A 19,750-nucleotide genomic window follows, 5' to 3' on the forward strand; every position below is an offset into this window, starting at 1 on the left:
ATCTTCCTTCCACTAAAGCCTTGCATAATTTGATTTCGATATTAACTCTCAATGAAATTTTTGATAATCAGCAGCCCCACATCTCCTGATTTTTCCGGATGGAACTGGGTGGCCATCACATTACCCTTGGCTACTGCCGCCGTAAGCTTTTCGCCATATTCTGTGGTAGCAGCCACAATAGAGCTGTCCTCCGGCACTGCATGATAGCTATGAACAAAATAGAAATATGGCACCTCTGGTTCATCTTTAAATAAACACAAATCCTTTTGGGCAAATTCCACAGAATTCCAGCCCATGTGAGGCACCTTCAACCCAGGAGCATTAATGCGCTTCACCATGCCCTTGAAAACCCCCAAGCCTTTGGCATTTGGAGATTCTTCGCTGCCCTCAAAAAGCACCTGAAGTCCCACACATATTCCAAGAAGTGGCACTCCCCCAGAGATTCTTTCCATAATGGTGGGGATAAGTCCGGAAGCCTCCAAATTTTTCATGCAGGCCCCAAATTCCCCGACCCCTGGCAAAATCAGTTTCTCAGCACCTTCAATTTCTGCCTTGTCACTGGTCACCTTCACATCATCAGTAAACTGGGCAAAAGCCTTTTCCACACTAAAAAGGTTCCCCACCCCATAGTCAATAACAGCAATCATAAATTGACTCCTTTCAGCTTAGAGCATTCCCTTGGTAGAAGGAATCTCATCCGCAGCCTCCGGATCTATTTTTACAGCTGTTCTAAGGGCATGGCCCAAAGCCTTGAATATAGCCTCCACCTTATGATGGGAATTGGTACCATACATCACCTTTACATGAAGGGTAATGCCAGCATTAAAGGCAAAGGCCCGCAAAAATTCCTCGGTCAGCTCAGTGTCATAGTTACCAATCATTGGAGCCATAGGACCGCCGGCATCGTATACCAAAAACGGTCTGCCACTTATATCAAGGGATACCATTACCAGCGTTTCATCCATAGGCAAGTAGAAGGTTCCATAGCGATTAATGCCCTTCTTATCCCCCAAAGCCTGTTTTACTGCCTCTCCCAAGGCAATACCGATATCTTCCACGGAATGATGACCATCTACATCTGTATCACCATTGCAGCCCACCACCAAATCCATACGTCCATGGGCAGCAAAAAGATTCAGCATGTGATCAAAAAAGCCAATACCAGTATCAATATCGGATACACCTCTGCCGTCAAGGCTGATGGTTAAATCAATAGAAGTTTCCTTTGTTTCGCGGATAACCTTTCCTGTACGCATATTAATTCTGCTCCTCCACAAAGGCCTTTACAGCCTTAAATACAGCGTCATTTTCATCACGATTGCCCATGGATATTCTCAGGGCATTTTCCAAAAGAGGTGCCTTGCCAAAGCTCCTGATACCTATGCCACGGCTTTCCAGGTATTCATTCAGCTCCACGGCCTTATCATACTTGACGAAAATAAAGTTGGTATTGGAAGGAAATACCTTGAAGCCCTTTAAGGCACCATATTGTCCCTCCATTCGCTTACGCTCTGCAATAGCCATCTGAATTCTTGGTATAAATTCGTCACGCATCTGGAATACAGTATCAGCAGTAACCAAGGTCAGCACATTCATGTGATAAGGCATCATTGATTTGGCAATCATAGCAGTCAGTGGTGCTGCCGCCAGCATATAGCCACAGCGACAAGCCGCCAGTCCATAGGCCTTGGAGAAGGTTCTGGCTATAATCATATTCGGATATTTCTTCATAAGGCCAATAGCAGTCTGGCCATTGAACTCAATGTAGGCCTCATCCACCAAAAATGCACAGCTGGTATGGCTGGCAATATATTCAATATCCTCCAGTGAAGTAAAGCTACCGGTTGGGTTATTTGGATTGCAAATTACGCAAAGAGCGGCTTTATTGTCATTAACCACATTGACAAATTCCTTCACATCAAGGCTATAATCCTTTTCGCTTAAGCCTACAGGAACAGCCTCCGCCTCAGCAGCCTTTGCATAAATGTGATACATGGAAAATGATGGCTGTGGAAATACAATTTTTCTACCACGGCCTCCGAAGCAATAGAAGATTTTCTCAATAATTTCACTGGAACCGTTACCTATAAGAACATTTTCTACACCAAGACCAAAATTCCTGCCAATTGCCTCCATGAGCATTTCCAAATCCTCATTTGGATAACGGTTGAAGGCCACACGGGAAAGGCGGCTCATCACCCGCTCCTCCACCAAAGGTGGCAGGTTCATACCACTTTCATTGGCATTTACCTTAATATTCCAGTCCCGCTCCACCACATCGTATGAAGGCATCTCTGCCAGTTTATTTCTATATTTTAGCTTTGCCATTTTTATAGCCTCCGTTTTATTTCTCAATTTTTCTTATGCGTATTGCATTTGCATGGGCCTGTAACCCCTCTGCCTCTGCCAGGCGGATAATATCATCACTGACACGGTTCAGCTCAGGCTGAGTATAGGAAATGAGGCTGGTACGCTTCATAAAGGTTTCCACATTCAATACAGAATAGTATCTGGCAGTACCACCTGTTGGCAATACGTGATTTGGTCCTGCAAAATAGTCCCCCAATGGCTCTGGAGAATAGGCCCCAAGGAATACGGCTCCTGCATGGCGCACATAAGGAAGAAGCTGGAATGGCTCCTTTGTAAGGATTTCCATGTGCTCCGGCGCGGATACGTTGGCCAGCTCAATGGCCTGCATAATGTCCTCAGCCACAATAATAAGTCCGTTTTTATCAAGAGATGCTCTGGCAATCTCCTGACGGGGCAGCTGCTGCAGCTGCTTTTCAGCTTCAGCCGCCACCTTTTCAGCAAGTGTCTTACTGTCTGTAATCACGATGCTGGAGGCCAGCATATCATGCTCTGCCTGACTAAGCATATCTGCCGCTGTATAAGCTGGATCAGCAGTTTCATCTGCCACAATAAGAATCTCACTCGGACCTGCCAACATATCTATATCACAGTGACCATATACGGCTTTTTTGGCCAAGGTCACAAAGATATTTCCAGGACCGGTGATTTTATCGACTCTTGGAATGGTTTCTGTACCAAAGGCCATAGCTGCAATGGCTTGTGCTCCACCTATCTTAAAGATTTTGGATACGCCTGCTTCCTTGGCTGCCACCAGTACATAAGGATTAATCTTGCCATCCTTTGGTGGCACCATCATAATGATTTCTCCCACACCAGCTACAGCAGCAGGAACAGCATTCATTATTACAGATGAAGGATATGCGGCAGTGCCTCCAGGTACATAGATCCCAACCCTGTCCAAAGGAATTACAGACTGTCCCAAAAGGGAGCCCTGTCCACGGTATGTCATCCAGGAGTTAGGCTTCTGTTCCTGATGATACTGACGAACATTGGCAGCAGCTCTCTTCAGTGATTCCACAATCTCAGGGTCAGCAGCTTCATAAGCGGCCTCATATTCATCATCAGTAACCAAAAATTCAGCTGCGGTAAATTCGGTACGGTCAATGAGCTTGGTATATTTTATAACGGCCTTATCTCCTTCAGCCCTTACTTCGTTTACAATCATATCAACGATTTCAGCGGCAGTCATATCACGGCCAAATAGCTTCTTATTTGCCTCACGAATTTTAGGATTAAGCTCCACCTGATCAAAGGCAGGCTTCTTAAGCATCCTTTCCACATTAATAAGTCCGGTGTCCTTTACATTTACTATCTGCATTACTATCCCCCCGAATTATTTGGCCATTTCCAATATCTTACGCAAATCCTCAGTAAGCTGATGAATGCGATCAAATTTCAATTTAAAGCTAACTCTATTACAAATGAGGCGGGCAGTGGCATCCATTATAAATGCAATTTCCTCCAGATTGTTTTCCCGGAGGGTGGTGCCTGTCTCAACTATATCCACAATACTCTCGGAAAGTCCTACTATAGGCCCCAGCTCGATGGAACCATTCAATTTGATGAACTCCATCTGCATTCCCTTGCTGTTGAAAAACTTTTCCGCAATATGTGGGAACTTGGTGGCCACTCTGGTATGAGCATAATCTGATAGCTTAGCACGTTTATTATTCTTATCTACAGCCATCATTAAATGGCATTTGCCAAAGCCCAAATCCAAAAGCTCATAAACATCCTTTCCGGATTCCAGCAATACATCCTTTCCAATAACGCCTATATCAGCAGCACCGTACTCGACATAGGTGGGAACATCAGCTGTTTTGCTGATAATAAACCGAATCTTTTTTTCTTCGTTGGTAATAATCAGCTTTCTGGATTTTTCACTCAAATCCTCCGCAGTATATCCTATCTTGGCAAGAAGGTCCGCAGATAATCCGAAGAGCTTCCCCTTGGGAAGGGCTATAGTCAAGTATTCCATATTATTTGAAGTCATAAGCGTTCCTCCATTTGCCTAAAACGTTTTTATTCTTTATCTCGTTAAAGTATTAACATGTTAATTATACTAACACATTACCTATTTACCGTCAATATATATTTTACAGCTATTTAAAAAAATGAGCTATTTCCATTACCTAAAAAATCAGCCCCCTGCCAAAGCAGGGGGCTCACATTTTTAAATAAGACTTTTACTTGCCTTCTTCACTCGCATTAACAACAACAGCAACAGCACCATCACCGGTGATGTTAACACAAGTACGGAACATATCCAGTACACGGTCAATACCAGCTACAAGAGCAAGACCCTCGAGAGGAAGACCTACAGACTGGAGAACCATTGCCAGCATGATAAGACCAGCACCTGGAACACCGGCAGTACCAATGGATGCCAAGGTACCAGTTAAAACAACCATCATCATCTGTTCAAAGCCAAGTGGAACACCATATACGTTGGCAACGAACAGAGTACAAACACCCATGTAGAGAGCAGTACCATCCATGTTCAGGGTAGCACCCAAAGGAAGTACGAAGGACGCAATTTCGCGTTTTACTCCCAGCTTCTCCTGACAGTTCTTCATGTTTACAGGCAAAGCTGCAGCAGAGGAACAAGTGGTAAATGCAATCATCATCTGCTCAGACATACCCTTGAAGAAATCGATAGGGCTGTGATTGCCGAAAATACGTGCCATGGTTGAATAAACACCAACAGCGTGAATAGTACAACCTATAGCTACGCAGATGATAACGGTAAGCAATGGAAGCAATACCTTAGGACCATTTGCAGCTACTACAGGAAGCAGTAAGCAGAATACACCGATAGGAGCAAGATCCATTACAATAGCGATAACCTTGTAGCAAACCTCAGCACCTGCATCGAAGAACTTGATGAGAAGCTCCGCCCTCTCACCACCTACTTTTACGATACCTACACCAATGAAGAGCGCAAATACGATAGTTGGCAGAATAGCGGCTTTAGCCATAGAATCAATAGGATTAGAAGGAATCATGTCAAGGAACACCTGCATAATATAAGGAGCTTCCTTAACCTTTGGCTGTGCACCGGCTACGAAGTCAGCACCTACACCAGGACCAACAAGACCAGCTACCACGAAACCGATGGTGATGGCAATAGCGGTGGTAAAGAGATAAATACCTACTGTCTTGAAACCGATACGGCCCAACTTTTTGGTATCACCTAAGCTGGTAATACCCACAACCAGGGAGAAGAATACAACTGGTACGATCATCATCTTGATCAGATTGATGAACATAGTACCAATTGGTGCAATCCACCATTTAATGAATGGCAGACCTGCTTCACCGGCAATCAAACCGACAACTACGGAGAGAACCAGTGAAATGAAGATTTTTACTGATAAGTTCATTAAAATACCCCTCCTTCTTAGATTATGTTAACCTATTAGTAGTATAACATAACAATATTATCTGTTTCAACTACATAATGCTTTTTTTATATAGAAGCATAAATATTAGTTATGTTATATATACTTTATTATATATAAATTGAATTTATTTACAATTCTATTGTATAATGACTACATTAGGAAAGGAGTTTTGTCTATGGATTTGGAAATTATGGGATTTTTAGCCCTTTTCGGTTTCTTGGGAGCATTTATTGATGCCGCCGTGGGCGGAGGTGGACTCATTACCATTCCTGCCCTTATGTGGACAGGACTCCCCCCAGTTACAGTTCTGGGTACCAATAAGGTGGCCGCTTCCATGGGCTCTGTTTTCAGCTTTCTCACTTTTATCCGCGCGGGGAAAATGGATATAGCTCTTATGAAAAAGCTGTGTCCACTATCCCTTATCGGCTCATTTGCCGGTGTGTTATTAGTTCAACATATATCATCAGAATTCCTGCGTCCTTTGATAATTGTTATGCTGGTTTTGGTATTTTTTTATACTGTATTTAAAAAGGATTGGGGCAAGGATTCCAAACCACAGAAAATAACCGGTAAAAAAATGATTTTATGCCTGATTATGGCTTTCACATTGGGCTTTTATGATGGCTTCTTTGGTCCGGGCACCGGCTCCTTTATATTATTTTCCTTCATTATGATAGGCTTTGATTTTATATTTGCCACGGGTAACGCCAAGGCCATGAACTTTGCCAGCAATATTGCGGCGGCGATTCTTTTTACTTATTTTGGCAGTGTGGACTTCACCTATGCCGTTCCTATGGGTATCTTCATGATTATAGGTGCCATTGCTGGCTCCAAGGTAGCCATATCCAAGGGTGTAAGCTACATACGGCCACTTTTCATCGTTGTCACCGCCGTACTAATAGGAAAGCAGATTCTAACAATGCTGGAATAAGTATAGATGCATATATAAATAAATAGACTGCGATAAAATTACACAACTTTATCGCAGTCTATTTTTATTTTACCTTATTTTCTTCAATGAGCTTTAGTTTTTCAACCCTGCTCAATTGTTTTATGTGCCATTCCCGGCTCATTGCTGTTTCCTTATCTATACATTCCTCAAGATAAACCAGCTTTACGGGAAGACGACCTCTGGTATACTTGCTGGCCTTGCCACTATTATGGGTGGCGAGGCGCCTTTCCACATCCGTAGTATACCCAGTATAAAGAGTACCATCAGCGCACTCCAATATGTAAGTGAAAGCCCTCATTTAGCTTACCTGCATATCCAGATAATTACTCAGCAGCCTTAATCTTAATGCTGTTGATAACCACATCATGCACTGGACGATCCTGAGCGCCAGTCTTGGTGTGACCGATTTCACGAACTACATCCATTCCCTTAACAACCTTGCCAAAAACTGCATGGTGACCATCAAGCCAAGGAGTAGCTGCAAGAGTGATAAAGAACTGGGAACCACCGGTATTTGGACCTGCATTGGCCATGGACAGAATTCCCTCGCTGTCATGACGGAGATCCTTGTGGAACTCATCCTTAATGGTATAGCCAGGGCCACCCATGCCAGTACCGGTTGGGTCACCACCCTGAATCATGAAGCCGTCAATAATACGATGGAAAATAACCCCATCATAGAAGCCTTCTTCGCTGAGCTTAATAAAATTACCAGTAGTATTAGGAGCCTTATCCTCAAAAAGCTCAATCTCAAAGGTTCCCTTGTTGGTATCAAATACCGCAATACGATTTGCCATTTTTCCATTCTCTCCTTTTTCCTTGTCTGAAGCCATACAGCCAGTGGTCATAACCAGCAGAAGCATCATGGCCAGAGCTAAAATCTTTTTCATAATCTATGTACCTCCTTGTCCTTAACGGCTCTTCAGAGCTTCGAAGCCGTAATCAAGCAGCATAGCGCCTTCCGTAAATCTGGTATCAGTATCCTTTGAATGAAGGATTACCACCAGCACCTCTTCCCCATCACGCTGGGCCACCGCCATCAGGCAGCCACCAGCAGCATCAGTATAACCGGTCTTGCCACCAATGCACCCCTGATAATCAGTAAGAAGCTCATTGGTATTTTCACAATGAAGGGTTTCCCCCTGAGGATTTATACTGAAAAAAGTTTTTTCTGGAATAGCTATTATTTTTCTGAACTTTGGATTTTCCATGGCGTAATGAGAAATAACAGCCAAATCCTTTGCTGTTGAATAATGCAAATTGGATGTAAGACCATTGGCATTCTCAAAATGAGTTCTCTTTGCCCCCAACTCCTTGGCCTTGGCATTCATCATCTGCCAAAACTGCCATGCACTACCATTCCCTACAGCCTCAGCTAAAGCAGAAGCTGCCACATTATCAGAAATCATCATCATCTGGGCCAGCATATCATACTGGCGCATACTCTGGCCAGTATAACAATAGGAATACGGCTTCTGTCCAGCCCAAGGGCTCACAGTAATAATACGGTCATCCCTGTCATCCTCCAGAACCAATATGGCTGTCATTATCTTGGTAAGGCTTGCGGGATGCTCACTTTTCTCGCCATTTTTCTCATAAAGGATTTCGCCTGTTTTATTGTCCATGACCACCACAGCATCTGCAGATACCTGTGGAGCTGGCGGCATGACCTTTTGTGGCTGTTCCGTTTTCTTATCCTTGCCTTGGATTGCCCTTGCATAATCACTATGTACCACTGTCTTGGCCACTGCCATGGATGCCACCACAGAAATTACTGACATGGCCAACAGCAACGTAACTGCCAAAACAGTTGTCTTTGTATTTTTCTTAAAAATCAAAACCTATCACCTGTTTATCCTGTCAATTCGTTGGCAAACCACCATAGTTAAACTTCTTGGCAGGCTCTTGTTCCTTCTCCTCACCGGTAATAATAATCCCAGGATCATCCAGATCCAAATTGGTATAAGTCCAGCTCAAAAGATAACGATCTTCAGGCTCCATCTCTATAAGCATTTTTTCATTTGGTACAGCAGGATTATAGTAAATATAATAAATATTGCCGTCCAAATGCTTGTGCTCTGCTTTTCCAAAAGCCTTGGTAAGGCCAGCCCTGGTGGCACCGTAGGTTACCCCGTGAGGCCCCACATAATGCTTGCTTTTGCAGAACATTTCCACCACGGTTTTATTCTTGGCATCCACATATATTTTCTGATCAGCAGAATAGGTATAGCGAATAACCTGAACACCACGAATATACATATCAGTATCAAAATCAGGCTCCCCCAGCTTTTCCACCATGGTATCGTAGCTGTCTCCCAGTCTCAAGCCTTTAAAGGCAAAGTCGTCGGACACAGCCGCAGAGACTACCGTAGAAACAAGCATTACCAGCAGAAACAGCACTGCACTTATTCTCAACTTAATATTATTCATGAAAATCACCTTACTTAGTCAAGGAAGTACCCTTTTCCACCACCATATCAATCCATTCCTCATGGAACCCTGCATCCATCAGCACTTCCTCAAGGGAGGTAAGACGATGCTGGGTAAGGAACATGGATACGCGCTCCTTTTCAATGGACTTCTCCATATAAAAATCCTGTCCCTCAGAAGACTCATCCGGGAAGGCTACAGTATATTCGTGATATTCCTCATCAGACATGGAATCCGGTAGGCTGCAGGAATGGGCCACATTTGCCTTCCAGGCAGGGGTCTGCTTTTCCAAAAGCTGCTTTGCTTCATATATAATAGGCTGAATGGTATCCCTATACTCCTGCAAAGCGTCCTCCACTGCCTTGGTATCCTGCATAATCACTGCGCAAATAAGATCACGAAGGCTTTCTCTGGTAGAGAGATCAAACTGCACCAAATAGGATGACTCTGTAATACCGTCCAACCATTTTTGTAAGCTGTTGGTCATATACTTCTTCGCCTTGGCGGCCATAAGCTCATCCTGCATGTGAAGCTCGTGGCACAAATTATAGATATGCTGGCCATCCTCCTGGGATTCCATAATATCCTTCTTGGCACATTCACTGCAGACACCTATTATATGATAGGTAAAGGGCTGCTCCATCAGCTCCCAATTAGCGGGAAAATCCAGGCCCAAATCCTCATAAACCTTTTTCTGGGCAGCAATACGGCTCTTGGAAAAATAAGTGATGCCATCATTGTCATTACGATATTTAACGGTGAATTCGCCCTTGCATTTTGGGCAGTGGTACATCTTGTCCACCAGCTTTACCCCAACATACATGGCGTCATTTGGCTTATAAAATCCATAAGGCATTGCATCTATAAATGCGTAATTATATACGCTCATGAGATTGTCGGTAATTCTTGTCATGTCGATTTCTGGCATTGTCTTTCTTACACCTCGTTTAAAAATTCACTTGAATATTATACCCCAACTTATGATTTTTTACCATAAGCAATATTTGATGACTATTTCTAATTTCCTATTTTTCTGCCTCTAAGGATATTTTAATGCGGACTATGATATAATAAACAAGGTAAATAAATTAAATTATAAGGGGCGATTGTAATGTTTAATTTTAAAAAGAAACTTTCCAAAATCATTGCCAGCGCTATGCTGGTGTCTATGCCTATCTTTGCCGGTGCTCCTTCCCAGGCTGACGCAAACTGGATAGACACGATCATCAATGTAGGCGTTGCAGGCTACCAGATGTCTGAGTATAACAAGGAGATTGACAAGATCAACAAGACCGAGGAAGGTCGTCAGCAGCTGTATGCCCAGATGAAGGAAAAACAGGGTGTAGATAATGATCCTGCACTGAACCAGCGTTTGGACGGGATTATGTCCAACCTTTCCACTGCTGTTGCCGTAACAGAGCCAGCTATTAATGAAAAGCCTTTCCTTTATTTTATTAACCCAAGCAAAGAATTTAATGCGGCCTGCTCCTTGGGCCATGTAATGACCGTAAATGCCGGTATCTTTGATTTGTTGCGTACCGATGACGAGGTAGCTGTTGTATTGGGACATGAAATGTCCCATGGTATGCGTGATCATGTGGTTAAGGGCTTCAAGAATTCCGTTCCTGTAACCCTCATTGCCACTGCCATTGCTTCCAATACTAATGGTGTGGGCATAGCCGTAACCAATGTAGTTGCCAACTACGTGGATAAGGTTCATATTACCAAGCCTATGGAGTGGGAAGCAGATAACATTGCCTTCCAGTACATGGCAAATTCCCACTACAATTTAGGTGCCTGTGCCGCTGTATGGCAGCGCGTAATTGAAAAATCCGGCAGTGATAAAATGACCGGTGACATCTTCTCCGTTTCCGACCATCCTTCCCATACTGAACGCCTTAACAACTATGTTAAGAAAATGAAGGAATACAGCGGAAACAAGGTTGATGTTAAGGGTAACGCCGTTTATGTCAACGACAAGGAATTCATCGTTCCTGCTGCTACCGAGGAAATGTCTGAAAAGGTTCGTGCCTACTATGTAGCCGGCAATCTTGCCAGAGCCTTCCACGATAACGGCGGTGTTGATGCTACTGCATACGATGGTACTGTTTACATGGGCAACCAGGGTATAATCACCTCCCTGAACACCGATGCCTCTGCCGAGGAAATTGCAAATAAGCTTAACAGTATCAAATAATGAGCAACAAAAAAGGACTGTGTCAAACGATACAGTCCTTTTAATATGCTCTGGAGGTGACACCCAGATTCGAACTGGGGAATAAAGGTTTTGCAGACCTTGGCCTTACCACTTGGCGATGTCACCATAAAAAAATGGAGCGGAAAACGAGACTCGAACTCGCGACCCCCACCTTGGCAAGGTGATGCTCTACCAACTGAGCTATTTCCGCATATTGTTATCAATATTAAGCTAAAAGAAAAATGGAGGTGCCACCCAGATTCGAACTGGGGAATAAAGGTTTTGCAGACCAATAAAGGTCTTATAAGTCCTTCGCCCTCTATTTCCTACAGTTAAGGATTATAGCATTTATGCGGGTTCCGTGTCAAATGCTATTTTTAAAAAAATACAACACGTTACAAAAAGTGCAACAAATCGTGCAACCAAATGCTGCAATTTTAATCTAATTTTAATGTTTGTCAGCCCTGATAAAATATGCATTTACGACGCTTTTTACAATAAAAAACGTGCAACAACAGATGCAATATCCGATGCAAAATTTTGTTGCATTTATTGTTGCACGTTGGGTATTTTTTATGCCTCTTTTACCTGTAAATCAAATAACGATGAATTACGTTTGTATCTTGCGTACATAGTTTTGTAATTGAGGTCATGTTGGGTACAATACCCTTTCAAAGATATAAACGGCTCTGTTTCTGTTCCTCGTACCCATATGGTACTTTGTTTATTGCCTGCCTGTTCCTCTTTTGTCACCCACGTACAGTTACTAGGGTCGTATGGTTCATTTACGTTGATTCGCTCAATAGTCGTGTTACCGCCATTAGCATTATAATGTTCTAAATATGAGGTATACATATCGTCATAAAAGTTATGGTATTTCTGCCACCGGTCGCAGACGGTTATCCCCCTTGCTCCATACTGATAATAATGAATGTCCTTACTGCTATAGCAACGACGGTTCATATCTTCCCAAATCTGCCAAAATCTGCGGTCAAACATATAGATGTGTCCCCTTTGTTTGTGTTGTATTTAGAACGCTTTGAAGTGGTTCGCTCTATATAATCTTTATTACCGTAATTTTCAGCTTTTACAGATCGTAAAATAAAAAAAGCATGTACTACATAAAAGTACATACTTTTTATAATTCATCTACAAATATGCGATTGGTTCTACTGGCATATAAATAATATTCTTCCCATCTATCTATTCCCCACCGAGGCCAACTTCCGCTCATCACTCCTGATAATGATGCCGATTAAGCAGAGAGGTAGTTCCCAGACGCCAAGACTACTTAATAGCCTGTTCCGGTACAGGTGATATGCTTATCGTAACAGAAATTGGAGTTGAAGGAAAATTGGCGTGGCTAAAAAAATATGGATACCGAATGGTTGACGCGCCCCGCCCAATAAAAAAAGAGTCCTACAGTACAGAAGTTGTCGGTCGTCCTGTACCTACTGCCACCAGACCATCTTCTGGTGGAGTGGACTCTTAAAGAAAAAAGCTCCCCGGATGCACGATGCTAACAGCCCCGAACACAACGCCCAAAACGACTCCGGTCATCCGCTTTCTTCTCTTTGCCTAAATATATCACAGAAGCAGAATCATGTCACTAAAAATTGCACATAACCAGTTATTAAAGTAAATGTTCAATCTTCGGACCTATAATTCTTATCCTTAAGCACAATCTCCTTCTCCTCTGGCAGCATTTCTATCCCATAATGCTCATAAAGCTCAGTAAAAGCTGCCAATCTTTCCTCTGGTGTATCTGCTTCATAGGCTTTTAATGATAGTTTCCAAGGATCGAGTTTCATAACAGCCCCTCCTTTTTAAAGTCAAGCATTCGCCTTATTTTCCTGCTTTTCCCATTCTCCCAAAATCAGCTCATCCAGTCTTAGTGCAATATCCATAATCGTGTTTTCATCTTTGGAAAAATATTTTGATACTGGATGTTCTAATTCTACAGGTTCACATTCCCCATTTTCGTTATCTTTATATATAAAATCATTATCCCAACTTGCCCGCCAAATAATATTATAGGCGGAAGTTTGTAAAAAATTACTTGCATTGTAATGTGCTGCACACTCTACTTTAACATCAGATGCAAGCATAGGATCAACAATTTCATTTGTGAATGATAAACATAAAATCCAAGCTGCTTCTTCTGCTGTAAATTTGAGTTTCAAGTAATCATCTTCATTTTTACATTCTCTTAATTTCAAATTAATAGAGTGATCATCAGGCAAGGCATCTTCTTTTAATCTCTCATAAAGAAATACTAAATGTGCATATTTCTGTATGGTTTTCATAGAGCGTTCTTTCTTTTTCAATACCTCCGGCTGCCACAGTTTTTCATCGTATCTCTCATATTCCATACATATCACCCCAATCGGCCGACACAATATTTACAGATTATTTATCAATATCATCTGGTTCCCAGTTTTCTATAACTTCCAATTCCTCTGGGAGAAGTTCAATTCCAAAACTCTTACAAAGGTCTTTAGCAGCTTGCGTTCTTTCCTCTTTAGTCTTTGTCTTTAAGAGAACTGAATACATCTTCTTTTGTTCTTCTGTCATCAGCGGACGCCTCCTTTGGCAAGCTATTGCGTTCGTTAAGATTAGGCAGTGCATCAATAAATAAATCTACTGCATATTCCATTATGTCACGGTCGGTTATAGTAGATTTATTCACATTTTCTGTAGAGGACTTATTGATGTTTCTTTCTTCTTCCAACCTTTTCATTTCACGCTCACATACTAAATCAGATATTTTTTTCCTTTCTTTTGGGTCGTCAGACAACGCCAAAATTAATAATTCCTCTGTAGACATAAGCCCCTTCGCGTGAGTTGTACTTTTGTTTGACTGCTCTAAATCCTTTTTATCTTTCTCTGCCATAGTGCTCACCTCAATTCTCTTGGGGGTCATCCAACGCCGCTGTTCTCTTGTTTTCTTGCTAATTCTTCCATGGCAATCACCTCACCCTCATCAAGTTAAATAATTGTCTACTATTGGCCGTACGCATACTGTCACCTACTCATCATTATTTTCCGCTTCAGCAGCATTCCACAACGCTTGCATTATTTCTTGGAAAATATCATTTTTAAAATCTGCATCTCGAGGATCATTAATTCGTATAAGAACATCTTTTAATGAATCTTCCACTGGAGAGTGGGGATCTTCGCACAAATATACCCATAGAAGATATAATTCATGTTCCATCAGTCCATCTAAATGTTCATAACAGGCATTTTCCAGTTCTTCTTCATTCATTGCAGGATCGCCATGACGTTCATCCGCTTTTAACTGTTCCCAAATAGTCGGATAGTCACCATAAAATGAACTTTCAGTGTCATGTGCATATTCTAATAAATCTTCATATACTTCTTCATATAACTCATTCGCCAATTTTCTTGCCAGCCCAGAGTACATTTCATTTATATCTTTGCTGTCAAAACTACTATACCTATAATCATATTTTTCAAAATTATAAAACCAATCGTATTGTTGAAGATCATGACAGGCATCTTCTTTTTCACATTCCAACTGATAGCGTGCCAGACTTTTTGATTCATTCCACCGTTTCAAACGGCTATCATCAAAATCCATGTATTCAAGTGCCTTAATTGTATCTTTATCTAATTCAGATAATATTTTGGCTCTTTCAATAACAGCTTCTTCAAAAATCCCCTCATACTCTTTTATTTCAAACCAAGAGTCTTTCCAAAATGAATCCAACACATCCCGAGGATTTGTTTCATCCTCGTCCTTATATGCGTAATCAGGTTCATGTTCATCCCAATAATTCGGATCAAATCCTTCATCTTTTAATTCGGCAAAAGCCCATTTTAATACTTGCAAAAAGTTTTTCCTCAACACATTGCAATGATGATGATTATTTATCGTATCATCCGCATTTCCTTGTATAACTGTTATATTCAGCATATCAGCTGATTTTCCCTCACAAATATTTATAACTGTATAAAAACCTTCTTCATTTATTGTTACTTTTTCTGAGGAACTGCCTTTTTCCACATTTTTTAGCATATTCAATAAATCACCAAAAGGAGAGAATAAATAGGATAAACGGGTTTTACATCTGTTTCCTTCAAGGTACATATACATATTTGCCCAACCATATTTTTCAGGCTTAAAAGAAACCTGGAATTTTTCAATTATCTCCCTGCCTTGTTTTTTTATATCCAACAGCCTATCTACTTCCTTGAAATATTGCTTTTTATCAAAAACAAAACTTCCCAGTTTACTGTAATCCCAATTATCCCGGTGGTACATATTGAATCCATACCATGTAACAACCTTTTCGCCAACATCTATAGCTACTTCAAGTGGCCAACATTCAACAATTCCACAGCCACAGCCAAATATTGGAACACAGTCATATTCCAAATAATCATCGTGCAAAGAACTGTATAATTCAGAAGGTGTAATTGTTGCATGACCAGCAATACCAGGTTCTCCTTCAGCCTCAGCAAAAGGAAGTTCTACGGCACGAACTTTATGACGAAATATCTCATTGTTTATGTATATTTCCACAGTTGGTGTAGGAAATGTATCAGGGCCGTAACGCTCACATGTAAGTCTAAATTCAATGATATCCACAGTATTTGTGTCCATTTATAAGTCCTCCTTCCTTTTTACTTCACGAAATAATTTCCTTAGCCATATTCTTTGCCCGTTCATCTGTTAAGGTTGGAATAAGCATCTTACAGTAATCAATGGTTTCATCAGTTAGTGACTTTTTCTGTAGCAGCTGGTCTGGAGGAAAACCAAGCTCTGTCAAATAACTGTTTATAATAAATATTTCATCCAGTATCAGCTCATAGTGGTCGCAGTAATGCCTTATACCACGCCTAATTTCAGTAATTGCTTCATCCCGTGTCATACCTTCCAGCTCATTTATTTTTGGGAAAAGTCTATATCGTCTGGTAAAGCTATATAGCCATGAATTATAGCTATTCTTACTTAGTTTTTCATCCCATAACCCCAGTTCCTTCAGGAATATTTTTTCAATCCGGCCTATATAAGGACAAGAAACATCAGATTCTTCATTACATCTTTCCAGTTTATCTATAACTTCCTCTGATGTAAGCCCCTTTAATTGCTCTATTGGCGGGAATTGAAATGGAAGTTTATCCCATTGTATTTTGCTATATTCCGGTTCTTCGCAGTCCGTTAGGCCAAAGAGATTTAAATTATCTTCGATTTGCCATCTTACATATCTCTCATAATTTTCCATATAACGGCGATCTTGTATTCCGGATTTCATAATCACTTCTGTGATGATTTCTGACCTTGTAAGGCCGAAGATATAATCGGGAATAATCATCATAATTCACCACCTTCATATGATATTTGGATAGTTATAATACAAAATCTAATCTTGCGGATATATGAATTTTTCAAGTATTGCTTTTTTCCTGTGATTCCGCCTCATCTGATTTTTTGTTTATCTCATAAGGAGGTTCATAATCCCCGTCTACCATCAACGTAAATTTTGATACATCATAATGTACTAAAGGTTTCTCCGGCTTCTCTTGTTTCATTAGCTTGTTCAATCTGGCTTCCTCTATAGCTAATGCTTCTTGCAAGATAGCTTCCTTCTTTTGCTCATCACGGCATATCAATGCTTCCAATGCAAGCTCTGTAAATCTGTCTTCCTTCATGAAAAACACCTCACATTACTCTTATAATTAGTTCCTCAGGGGGCTTGCAAACTAACTTATTGCGAAAATATATTCCTCTGCATCCTGCTGGATAGTTGCATCAAGATCATCAGGATGAAGTAATCTATATATTTTCTTAACTTCTTCCAAATCCTCCGTCTTATATAGCATATCCAAAAGTTGACGTTCTTGGGAATAATTCAACATCTTTGGAAATTTCTTTTCCGGAGGGGCATTTAATTCGTTGTCCAATATTTCATTCAAAACATCCCAAACCTCTGTTGAAGGGTATTCATCTATTACTTCTTCTATTCGGGACCAGCGCTCTTGCGGTGATGCATTATTAATTATTTCTTGATCAAGAATATTTTCTCTGCCCAACTCTGGATCTTTTCTTCGTCTGCATTCGGAAATAGCATTTTCCAATATTTCCTGGCGTCTTCTAAGGTCTCCACTTGGGTCAGAATTAATATTATCTGCAACCTCGTTAACATATTTAACACACCTTTCCACAAATTGCGTAACCATCTTTACCTCATTCGACAACAGTGAATCATCACACCAAGACAATATGTAATATATAGATGTAAGTCTTCTTATTAATCTGTCAACCGTACCACTTCTATATGCCTCAATGACCATTTTCCACAATTCGTTTTTCATAATAAAATCTTTATTGGAAACATCCTGGGCTGGCAAGAAAGGCTTGAAAATATACTCTGCAATTTCAACTTTATCCTTACTGCAACTGTCACCTTGTTTCTTATACTTTTCAGGTAACTTTTCCCATAATTCCTCTATATTAACCTTTTCCTTTGATGGTGGCGGAGGAAGAAATAATTCATAGATTTTTTTAGTTAGTTCAAATTCTTCCTGCTTTTTTTCTTCCTCAAATGTAGGTATTTTCACATCCTTTATGTTTTCCACCCAGTTACTAAGAGTGTATTTCTCAGACAACAGATAAACTGCGTCATATACACACATAGTTCTTAATATCTCCAAATCAGCTAATATACGCTTCATATCATATTTTTTTAGTAATGCAGCCGGAGGCAGGCCATCCTTATAAATCAAGCACTGCAACATATACCCATACCAAAACATTGGACTTTCATCATAACAAATAGTTACAACTCCTGAATTAATACATTTTAGAGATGTTTCTTTCATCCAGTCATCATACACAGCTTTATATCTAGTAAACTTATTATATTTTTCCTTAACTGAGTGTCCATAACGGTATACATCATAAGCTGTCTTGGATAAAAGCCACTTTTCGGTCAATTCAACAGGATTAAGGCCAAATTCTTCATTTGCAAATGCCATGAGCCAACCAATATTTCTGGCCATAATAAATCTATAAGTTGAGTCGTGCCTTTCTGAATAACTTTCTGCTACCGGCATTTCCCGTAGATCATAGCTAGGACGATTCTTAATCTCTGGCCCATAAAATACAATGCCTTCAAAAGCAACCGAATTATATAAATCATTAAATGGGATAGCAGCCCTAAAATCATCTATTGATATTGAATATGGATTGATGTATGTTTCCAGCAATTCATCAATAATCTTACTATATCTATCATTGTTATCATCAGTATGAAGAATTACTACTACAGAAACATTTATATCCTTTCTTTTATGGTAGTCATCCCTTACTGAAGGGCCAAACATAATAATCTGATATAAATCGTCTCTATATAATTTTTTGATTTTCTCAACAGCTGTTTTAATATCTATTGTCGGGTGTAACTTCATCCATCTTTCAGCATCCATGATAAAACCCTCCTCATAGAAATCTATCTAAACCGCTATTACAATTTACCTTCCTTTATTTCCTTAATCCATCTGTCTAGCATCTTAAGCTGTGTTGCACGATCAATTTCAGGATATCGACCCTCCGCAAAATCAATGGCTTTCTCCAATGGCATACCGCAAATCTCTGTTCTGATGTCGATTTCCATTTGCTTGTCGATGTTCGGGTCGCCGTGTTCCATCATCATTACAAGAGTTAGTGCTTCATCCTCTGTAAGTTCAATGCCTTTGAAAAGTATTTTGCCGTTTTTCCATTTTGGATAAGTTTCCGTGTTCTTATCAAGCATGGTGTTCACCTCAATCCTTTGGGGTTCTTCTAAAACACTAATAAGCAACTATATTTCATTGTTTCTCTGATGTAGTTTCAAATCATACTCTGTATAATTCATTTCCAATATTTGTGATATTTTTCGTAGTTTTTCCAAATCTGTTGATGTGTGAAATTCTCCTATCAGTGCCCCTCTTTCCCAACGTGCCAAATCTGGTTCTCTCAGATGGCCTGTCTCCAATAATTTCAAAATATCATCTGCATCGTGTTGATACACTTGGGCTATTTTCTCTTTTGGCCAATTAGTCCAACTGGCCAGCCATCTCCTTGTAGGATATCCGCCAATGTGATGAACAAGAATATGGTCCCACCGGTCTTTTATGGATTGTCCTTTAAACAAAGGTGTATTAACTAATTTATCTACTGTGTTGAACCAGCCTCCCTCCGGGGGATAGTCACAATAAGCATCAAAAAGAATTTCATTATATTTTTCCTCATATAGTATGCAGCATTGTTTTTTCTCAGAATCATCATCGAAAAAGAAAATGGTTTCGTCTATAGGTAATATGCCGTTCATTCCTCGTTCCAAAATATTGCAGAAGAATGAAAACTCTAAATTTGCCATAGTACCCACC

Annotated in this window: 25 protein-coding genes and 2 tRNA genes; 3 read left to right on the top strand and 24 right to left on the bottom strand. The window is 40.6% G+C overall.

The window, feature by feature from the left end; genetic code table 11:
* Positions 1 to 41: 41 nt before the first annotated feature.
* The 6 genes from hisH to T355_RS0100570 form a co-directional block, all read right to left on the bottom strand.
* Positions 42 to 647: an imidazole glycerol phosphate synthase subunit HisH gene (hisH, locus tag T355_RS0100545; RefSeq protein WP_027396039.1), complete on the bottom strand. Its 606-nt coding sequence runs from the start codon at positions 645 to 647 to the stop codon at positions 42 to 44.
* 18 nt (positions 648 to 665) lie between these two features.
* Entirely contained in the window at positions 666 to 1,256 is a 591-nt protein-coding gene (gene hisB / locus T355_RS0100550; protein WP_037329610.1) for an imidazoleglycerol-phosphate dehydratase HisB, read from the bottom strand.
* A 1-nt stretch (position 1,257) separates the two neighbouring features.
* Positions 1,258 to 2,328, bottom strand: a complete 1,071-nt coding sequence (gene hisC, locus T355_RS0100555) for a histidinol-phosphate transaminase (RefSeq protein ID WP_027396041.1) — start codon at positions 2,326 to 2,328, stop codon at positions 1,258 to 1,260.
* Between the two features lie 16 nt (positions 2,329 to 2,344).
* Positions 2,345 to 3,688 (bottom strand): histidinol dehydrogenase, encoded by a 1,344-nt coding sequence (hisD, locus tag T355_RS0100560; RefSeq protein ID WP_027396042.1) that lies wholly within the window; start codon positions 3,686 to 3,688, stop codon positions 2,345 to 2,347.
* A gap of 15 nt (positions 3,689 to 3,703) precedes the next feature.
* Positions 3,704 to 4,363: an ATP phosphoribosyltransferase gene (gene hisG / locus T355_RS0100565; RefSeq protein WP_027396043.1), complete on the bottom strand. Its 660-nt coding sequence runs from the start codon at positions 4,361 to 4,363 to the stop codon at positions 3,704 to 3,706.
* A gap of 193 nt (positions 4,364 to 4,556) precedes the next feature.
* Positions 4,557 to 5,753: a dicarboxylate/amino acid:cation symporter gene (locus T355_RS0100570; RefSeq protein WP_027396044.1), complete on the bottom strand. Its 1,197-nt coding sequence runs from the start codon at positions 5,751 to 5,753 to the stop codon at positions 4,557 to 4,559.
* Between the two features lie 196 nt (positions 5,754 to 5,949).
* On the opposite strand from T355_RS0100570, the gene T355_RS0100575 reads away from it, so the two are divergent.
* A complete protein-coding gene (locus T355_RS0100575; RefSeq protein ID WP_027396045.1) occupies positions 5,950 to 6,705 on the top strand; it encodes a TSUP family transporter in 756 nt (251 codons plus the stop codon).
* Between the two features lie 64 nt (positions 6,706 to 6,769).
* On the opposite strand, the gene T355_RS0100580 is transcribed toward T355_RS0100575, so the two are convergent.
* The 5 genes from T355_RS0100580 to T355_RS0100600 form a co-directional block, all read right to left on the bottom strand.
* On the bottom strand, positions 6,770 to 7,024 hold the full coding sequence (locus T355_RS0100580; protein WP_027396046.1) for a GIY-YIG nuclease family protein: 255 nt from the start codon (positions 7,022 to 7,024) through the stop codon (positions 6,770 to 6,772).
* Between the two features lie 25 nt (positions 7,025 to 7,049).
* Positions 7,050 to 7,574 carry a peptidylprolyl isomerase gene (locus tag T355_RS0100585; protein ID WP_269318742.1) on the bottom strand — a complete coding sequence of 175 codons (525 nt, stop codon included), beginning with the start codon at positions 7,572 to 7,574 and terminating at the stop codon, positions 7,050 to 7,052.
* 63 nt (positions 7,575 to 7,637) lie between these two features.
* Positions 7,638 to 8,564 (bottom strand): D-alanyl-D-alanine carboxypeptidase family protein, encoded by a 927-nt coding sequence (locus tag T355_RS13065; RefSeq protein ID WP_051555287.1) that lies wholly within the window; start codon positions 8,562 to 8,564, stop codon positions 7,638 to 7,640.
* A gap of 22 nt (positions 8,565 to 8,586) precedes the next feature.
* Positions 8,587 to 9,156, bottom strand: coding sequence for a hypothetical protein (locus T355_RS14565; RefSeq protein ID WP_027396048.1), 570 nt, complete (start codon positions 9,154 to 9,156; stop codon positions 8,587 to 8,589).
* Between the two features lie 10 nt (positions 9,157 to 9,166).
* Positions 9,167 to 10,084 carry a hypothetical protein gene (locus T355_RS0100600; RefSeq protein ID WP_027396049.1) on the bottom strand — a complete coding sequence of 306 codons (918 nt, stop codon included), beginning with the start codon at positions 10,082 to 10,084 and terminating at the stop codon, positions 9,167 to 9,169.
* 183 nt (positions 10,085 to 10,267) lie between these two features.
* Here T355_RS0100600 and T355_RS0100605 point away from each other — a divergent pair, with 183 nt between their 5' ends.
* The gene (locus T355_RS0100605) at positions 10,268 to 11,353 is read left to right on the top strand and encodes a M48 family metallopeptidase (protein ID WP_027396050.1); all 1,086 of its coding nucleotides are present in this window, start codon (positions 10,268 to 10,270) and stop codon (positions 11,351 to 11,353) included.
* Positions 11,354 to 11,404: 51 nt separating this feature from the next.
* Here T355_RS0100605 and T355_RS0100610 read toward each other — a convergent pair.
* The 3 genes from T355_RS0100610 to T355_RS13075 all read right to left on the bottom strand — a co-directional run bounded on the left by T355_RS0100610 (position 11,405) and on the right by T355_RS13075 (position 12,352).
* Positions 11,405 to 11,479 (bottom strand) — tRNA-Cys (locus tag T355_RS0100610).
* 9 nt (positions 11,480 to 11,488) lie between these two features.
* Positions 11,489 to 11,564, bottom strand: a tRNA-Gly gene (locus T355_RS0100615).
* A gap of 362 nt (positions 11,565 to 11,926) precedes the next feature.
* Positions 11,927 to 12,352, bottom strand: a complete 426-nt coding sequence (locus T355_RS13075) for a hypothetical protein (RefSeq protein WP_051555288.1) — start codon at positions 12,350 to 12,352, stop codon at positions 11,927 to 11,929.
* Positions 12,353 to 12,707: 355 nt separating this feature from the next.
* Here T355_RS13075 and T355_RS15200 point away from each other — a divergent pair, with 355 nt between their 5' ends.
* The gene (locus T355_RS15200) at positions 12,708 to 12,845 is read left to right on the top strand and encodes a hypothetical protein (protein WP_197019535.1); all 138 of its coding nucleotides are present in this window, start codon (positions 12,708 to 12,710) and stop codon (positions 12,843 to 12,845) included.
* Positions 12,846 to 12,999: 154 nt separating this feature from the next.
* On the opposite strand, the gene T355_RS15205 is transcribed toward T355_RS15200, so the two are convergent.
* The 10 genes from T355_RS15205 to T355_RS0100670 all read right to left on the bottom strand — a co-directional run bounded on the left by T355_RS15205 (position 13,000) and on the right by T355_RS0100670 (position 19,740).
* Entirely contained in the window at positions 13,000 to 13,164 is a 165-nt protein-coding gene (locus T355_RS15205; RefSeq protein WP_155851639.1) for a hypothetical protein, read from the bottom strand.
* Positions 13,165 to 13,185: 21 nt separating this feature from the next.
* Positions 13,186 to 13,725, bottom strand: a complete 540-nt coding sequence (locus T355_RS0100630; RefSeq protein ID WP_027396051.1) for a hypothetical protein — start codon at positions 13,723 to 13,725, stop codon at positions 13,186 to 13,188.
* A 37-nt stretch (positions 13,726 to 13,762) separates the two neighbouring features.
* Entirely contained in the window at positions 13,763 to 13,927 is a 165-nt protein-coding gene (locus tag T355_RS15210; RefSeq protein WP_155851640.1) for a hypothetical protein, read from the bottom strand.
* A complete protein-coding gene (locus T355_RS0100640; protein WP_027396052.1) occupies positions 13,875 to 14,246 on the bottom strand; it encodes a hypothetical protein in 372 nt (123 codons plus the stop codon). The genes T355_RS15210 and T355_RS0100640 overlap by 53 nt, the downstream gene beginning before the upstream one ends.
* 135 nt (positions 14,247 to 14,381) lie before the next feature.
* The gene (locus T355_RS13080) at positions 14,382 to 15,983 is read right to left on the bottom strand and encodes a hypothetical protein (protein WP_037329611.1); all 1,602 of its coding nucleotides are present in this window, start codon (positions 15,981 to 15,983) and stop codon (positions 14,382 to 14,384) included.
* Positions 15,984 to 16,008: 25 nt separating this feature from the next.
* Complete coding sequence (locus T355_RS0100650) at positions 16,009 to 16,698, bottom strand: hypothetical protein (protein WP_027396053.1); 690 nt, start codon at positions 16,696 to 16,698, stop codon at positions 16,009 to 16,011.
* A 70-nt stretch (positions 16,699 to 16,768) separates the two neighbouring features.
* Complete coding sequence (locus tag T355_RS0100655; RefSeq protein WP_027396054.1) at positions 16,769 to 17,032, bottom strand: hypothetical protein; 264 nt, start codon at positions 17,030 to 17,032, stop codon at positions 16,769 to 16,771.
* 51 nt (positions 17,033 to 17,083) lie between these two features.
* Positions 17,084 to 18,808, bottom strand: coding sequence for a hypothetical protein (locus tag T355_RS0100660; protein ID WP_027396055.1), 1,725 nt, complete (start codon positions 18,806 to 18,808; stop codon positions 17,084 to 17,086).
* A gap of 38 nt (positions 18,809 to 18,846) precedes the next feature.
* Positions 18,847 to 19,134, bottom strand: coding sequence for a hypothetical protein (locus tag T355_RS0100665; protein ID WP_027396056.1), 288 nt, complete (start codon positions 19,132 to 19,134; stop codon positions 18,847 to 18,849).
* A gap of 48 nt (positions 19,135 to 19,182) precedes the next feature.
* Positions 19,183 to 19,740, bottom strand: coding sequence for a hypothetical protein (locus T355_RS0100670; protein ID WP_027396057.1), 558 nt, complete (start codon positions 19,738 to 19,740; stop codon positions 19,183 to 19,185).
* Between the last annotated feature and the right edge of the window lie 10 nt (positions 19,741 to 19,750).

The organism is Anaerovibrio lipolyticus LB2005 (genome assembly GCF_000621545.1).
Classification (GTDB): domain Bacteria; phylum Bacillota; class Negativicutes; order Selenomonadales; family Selenomonadaceae; genus Anaerovibrio; species Anaerovibrio lipolyticus_A.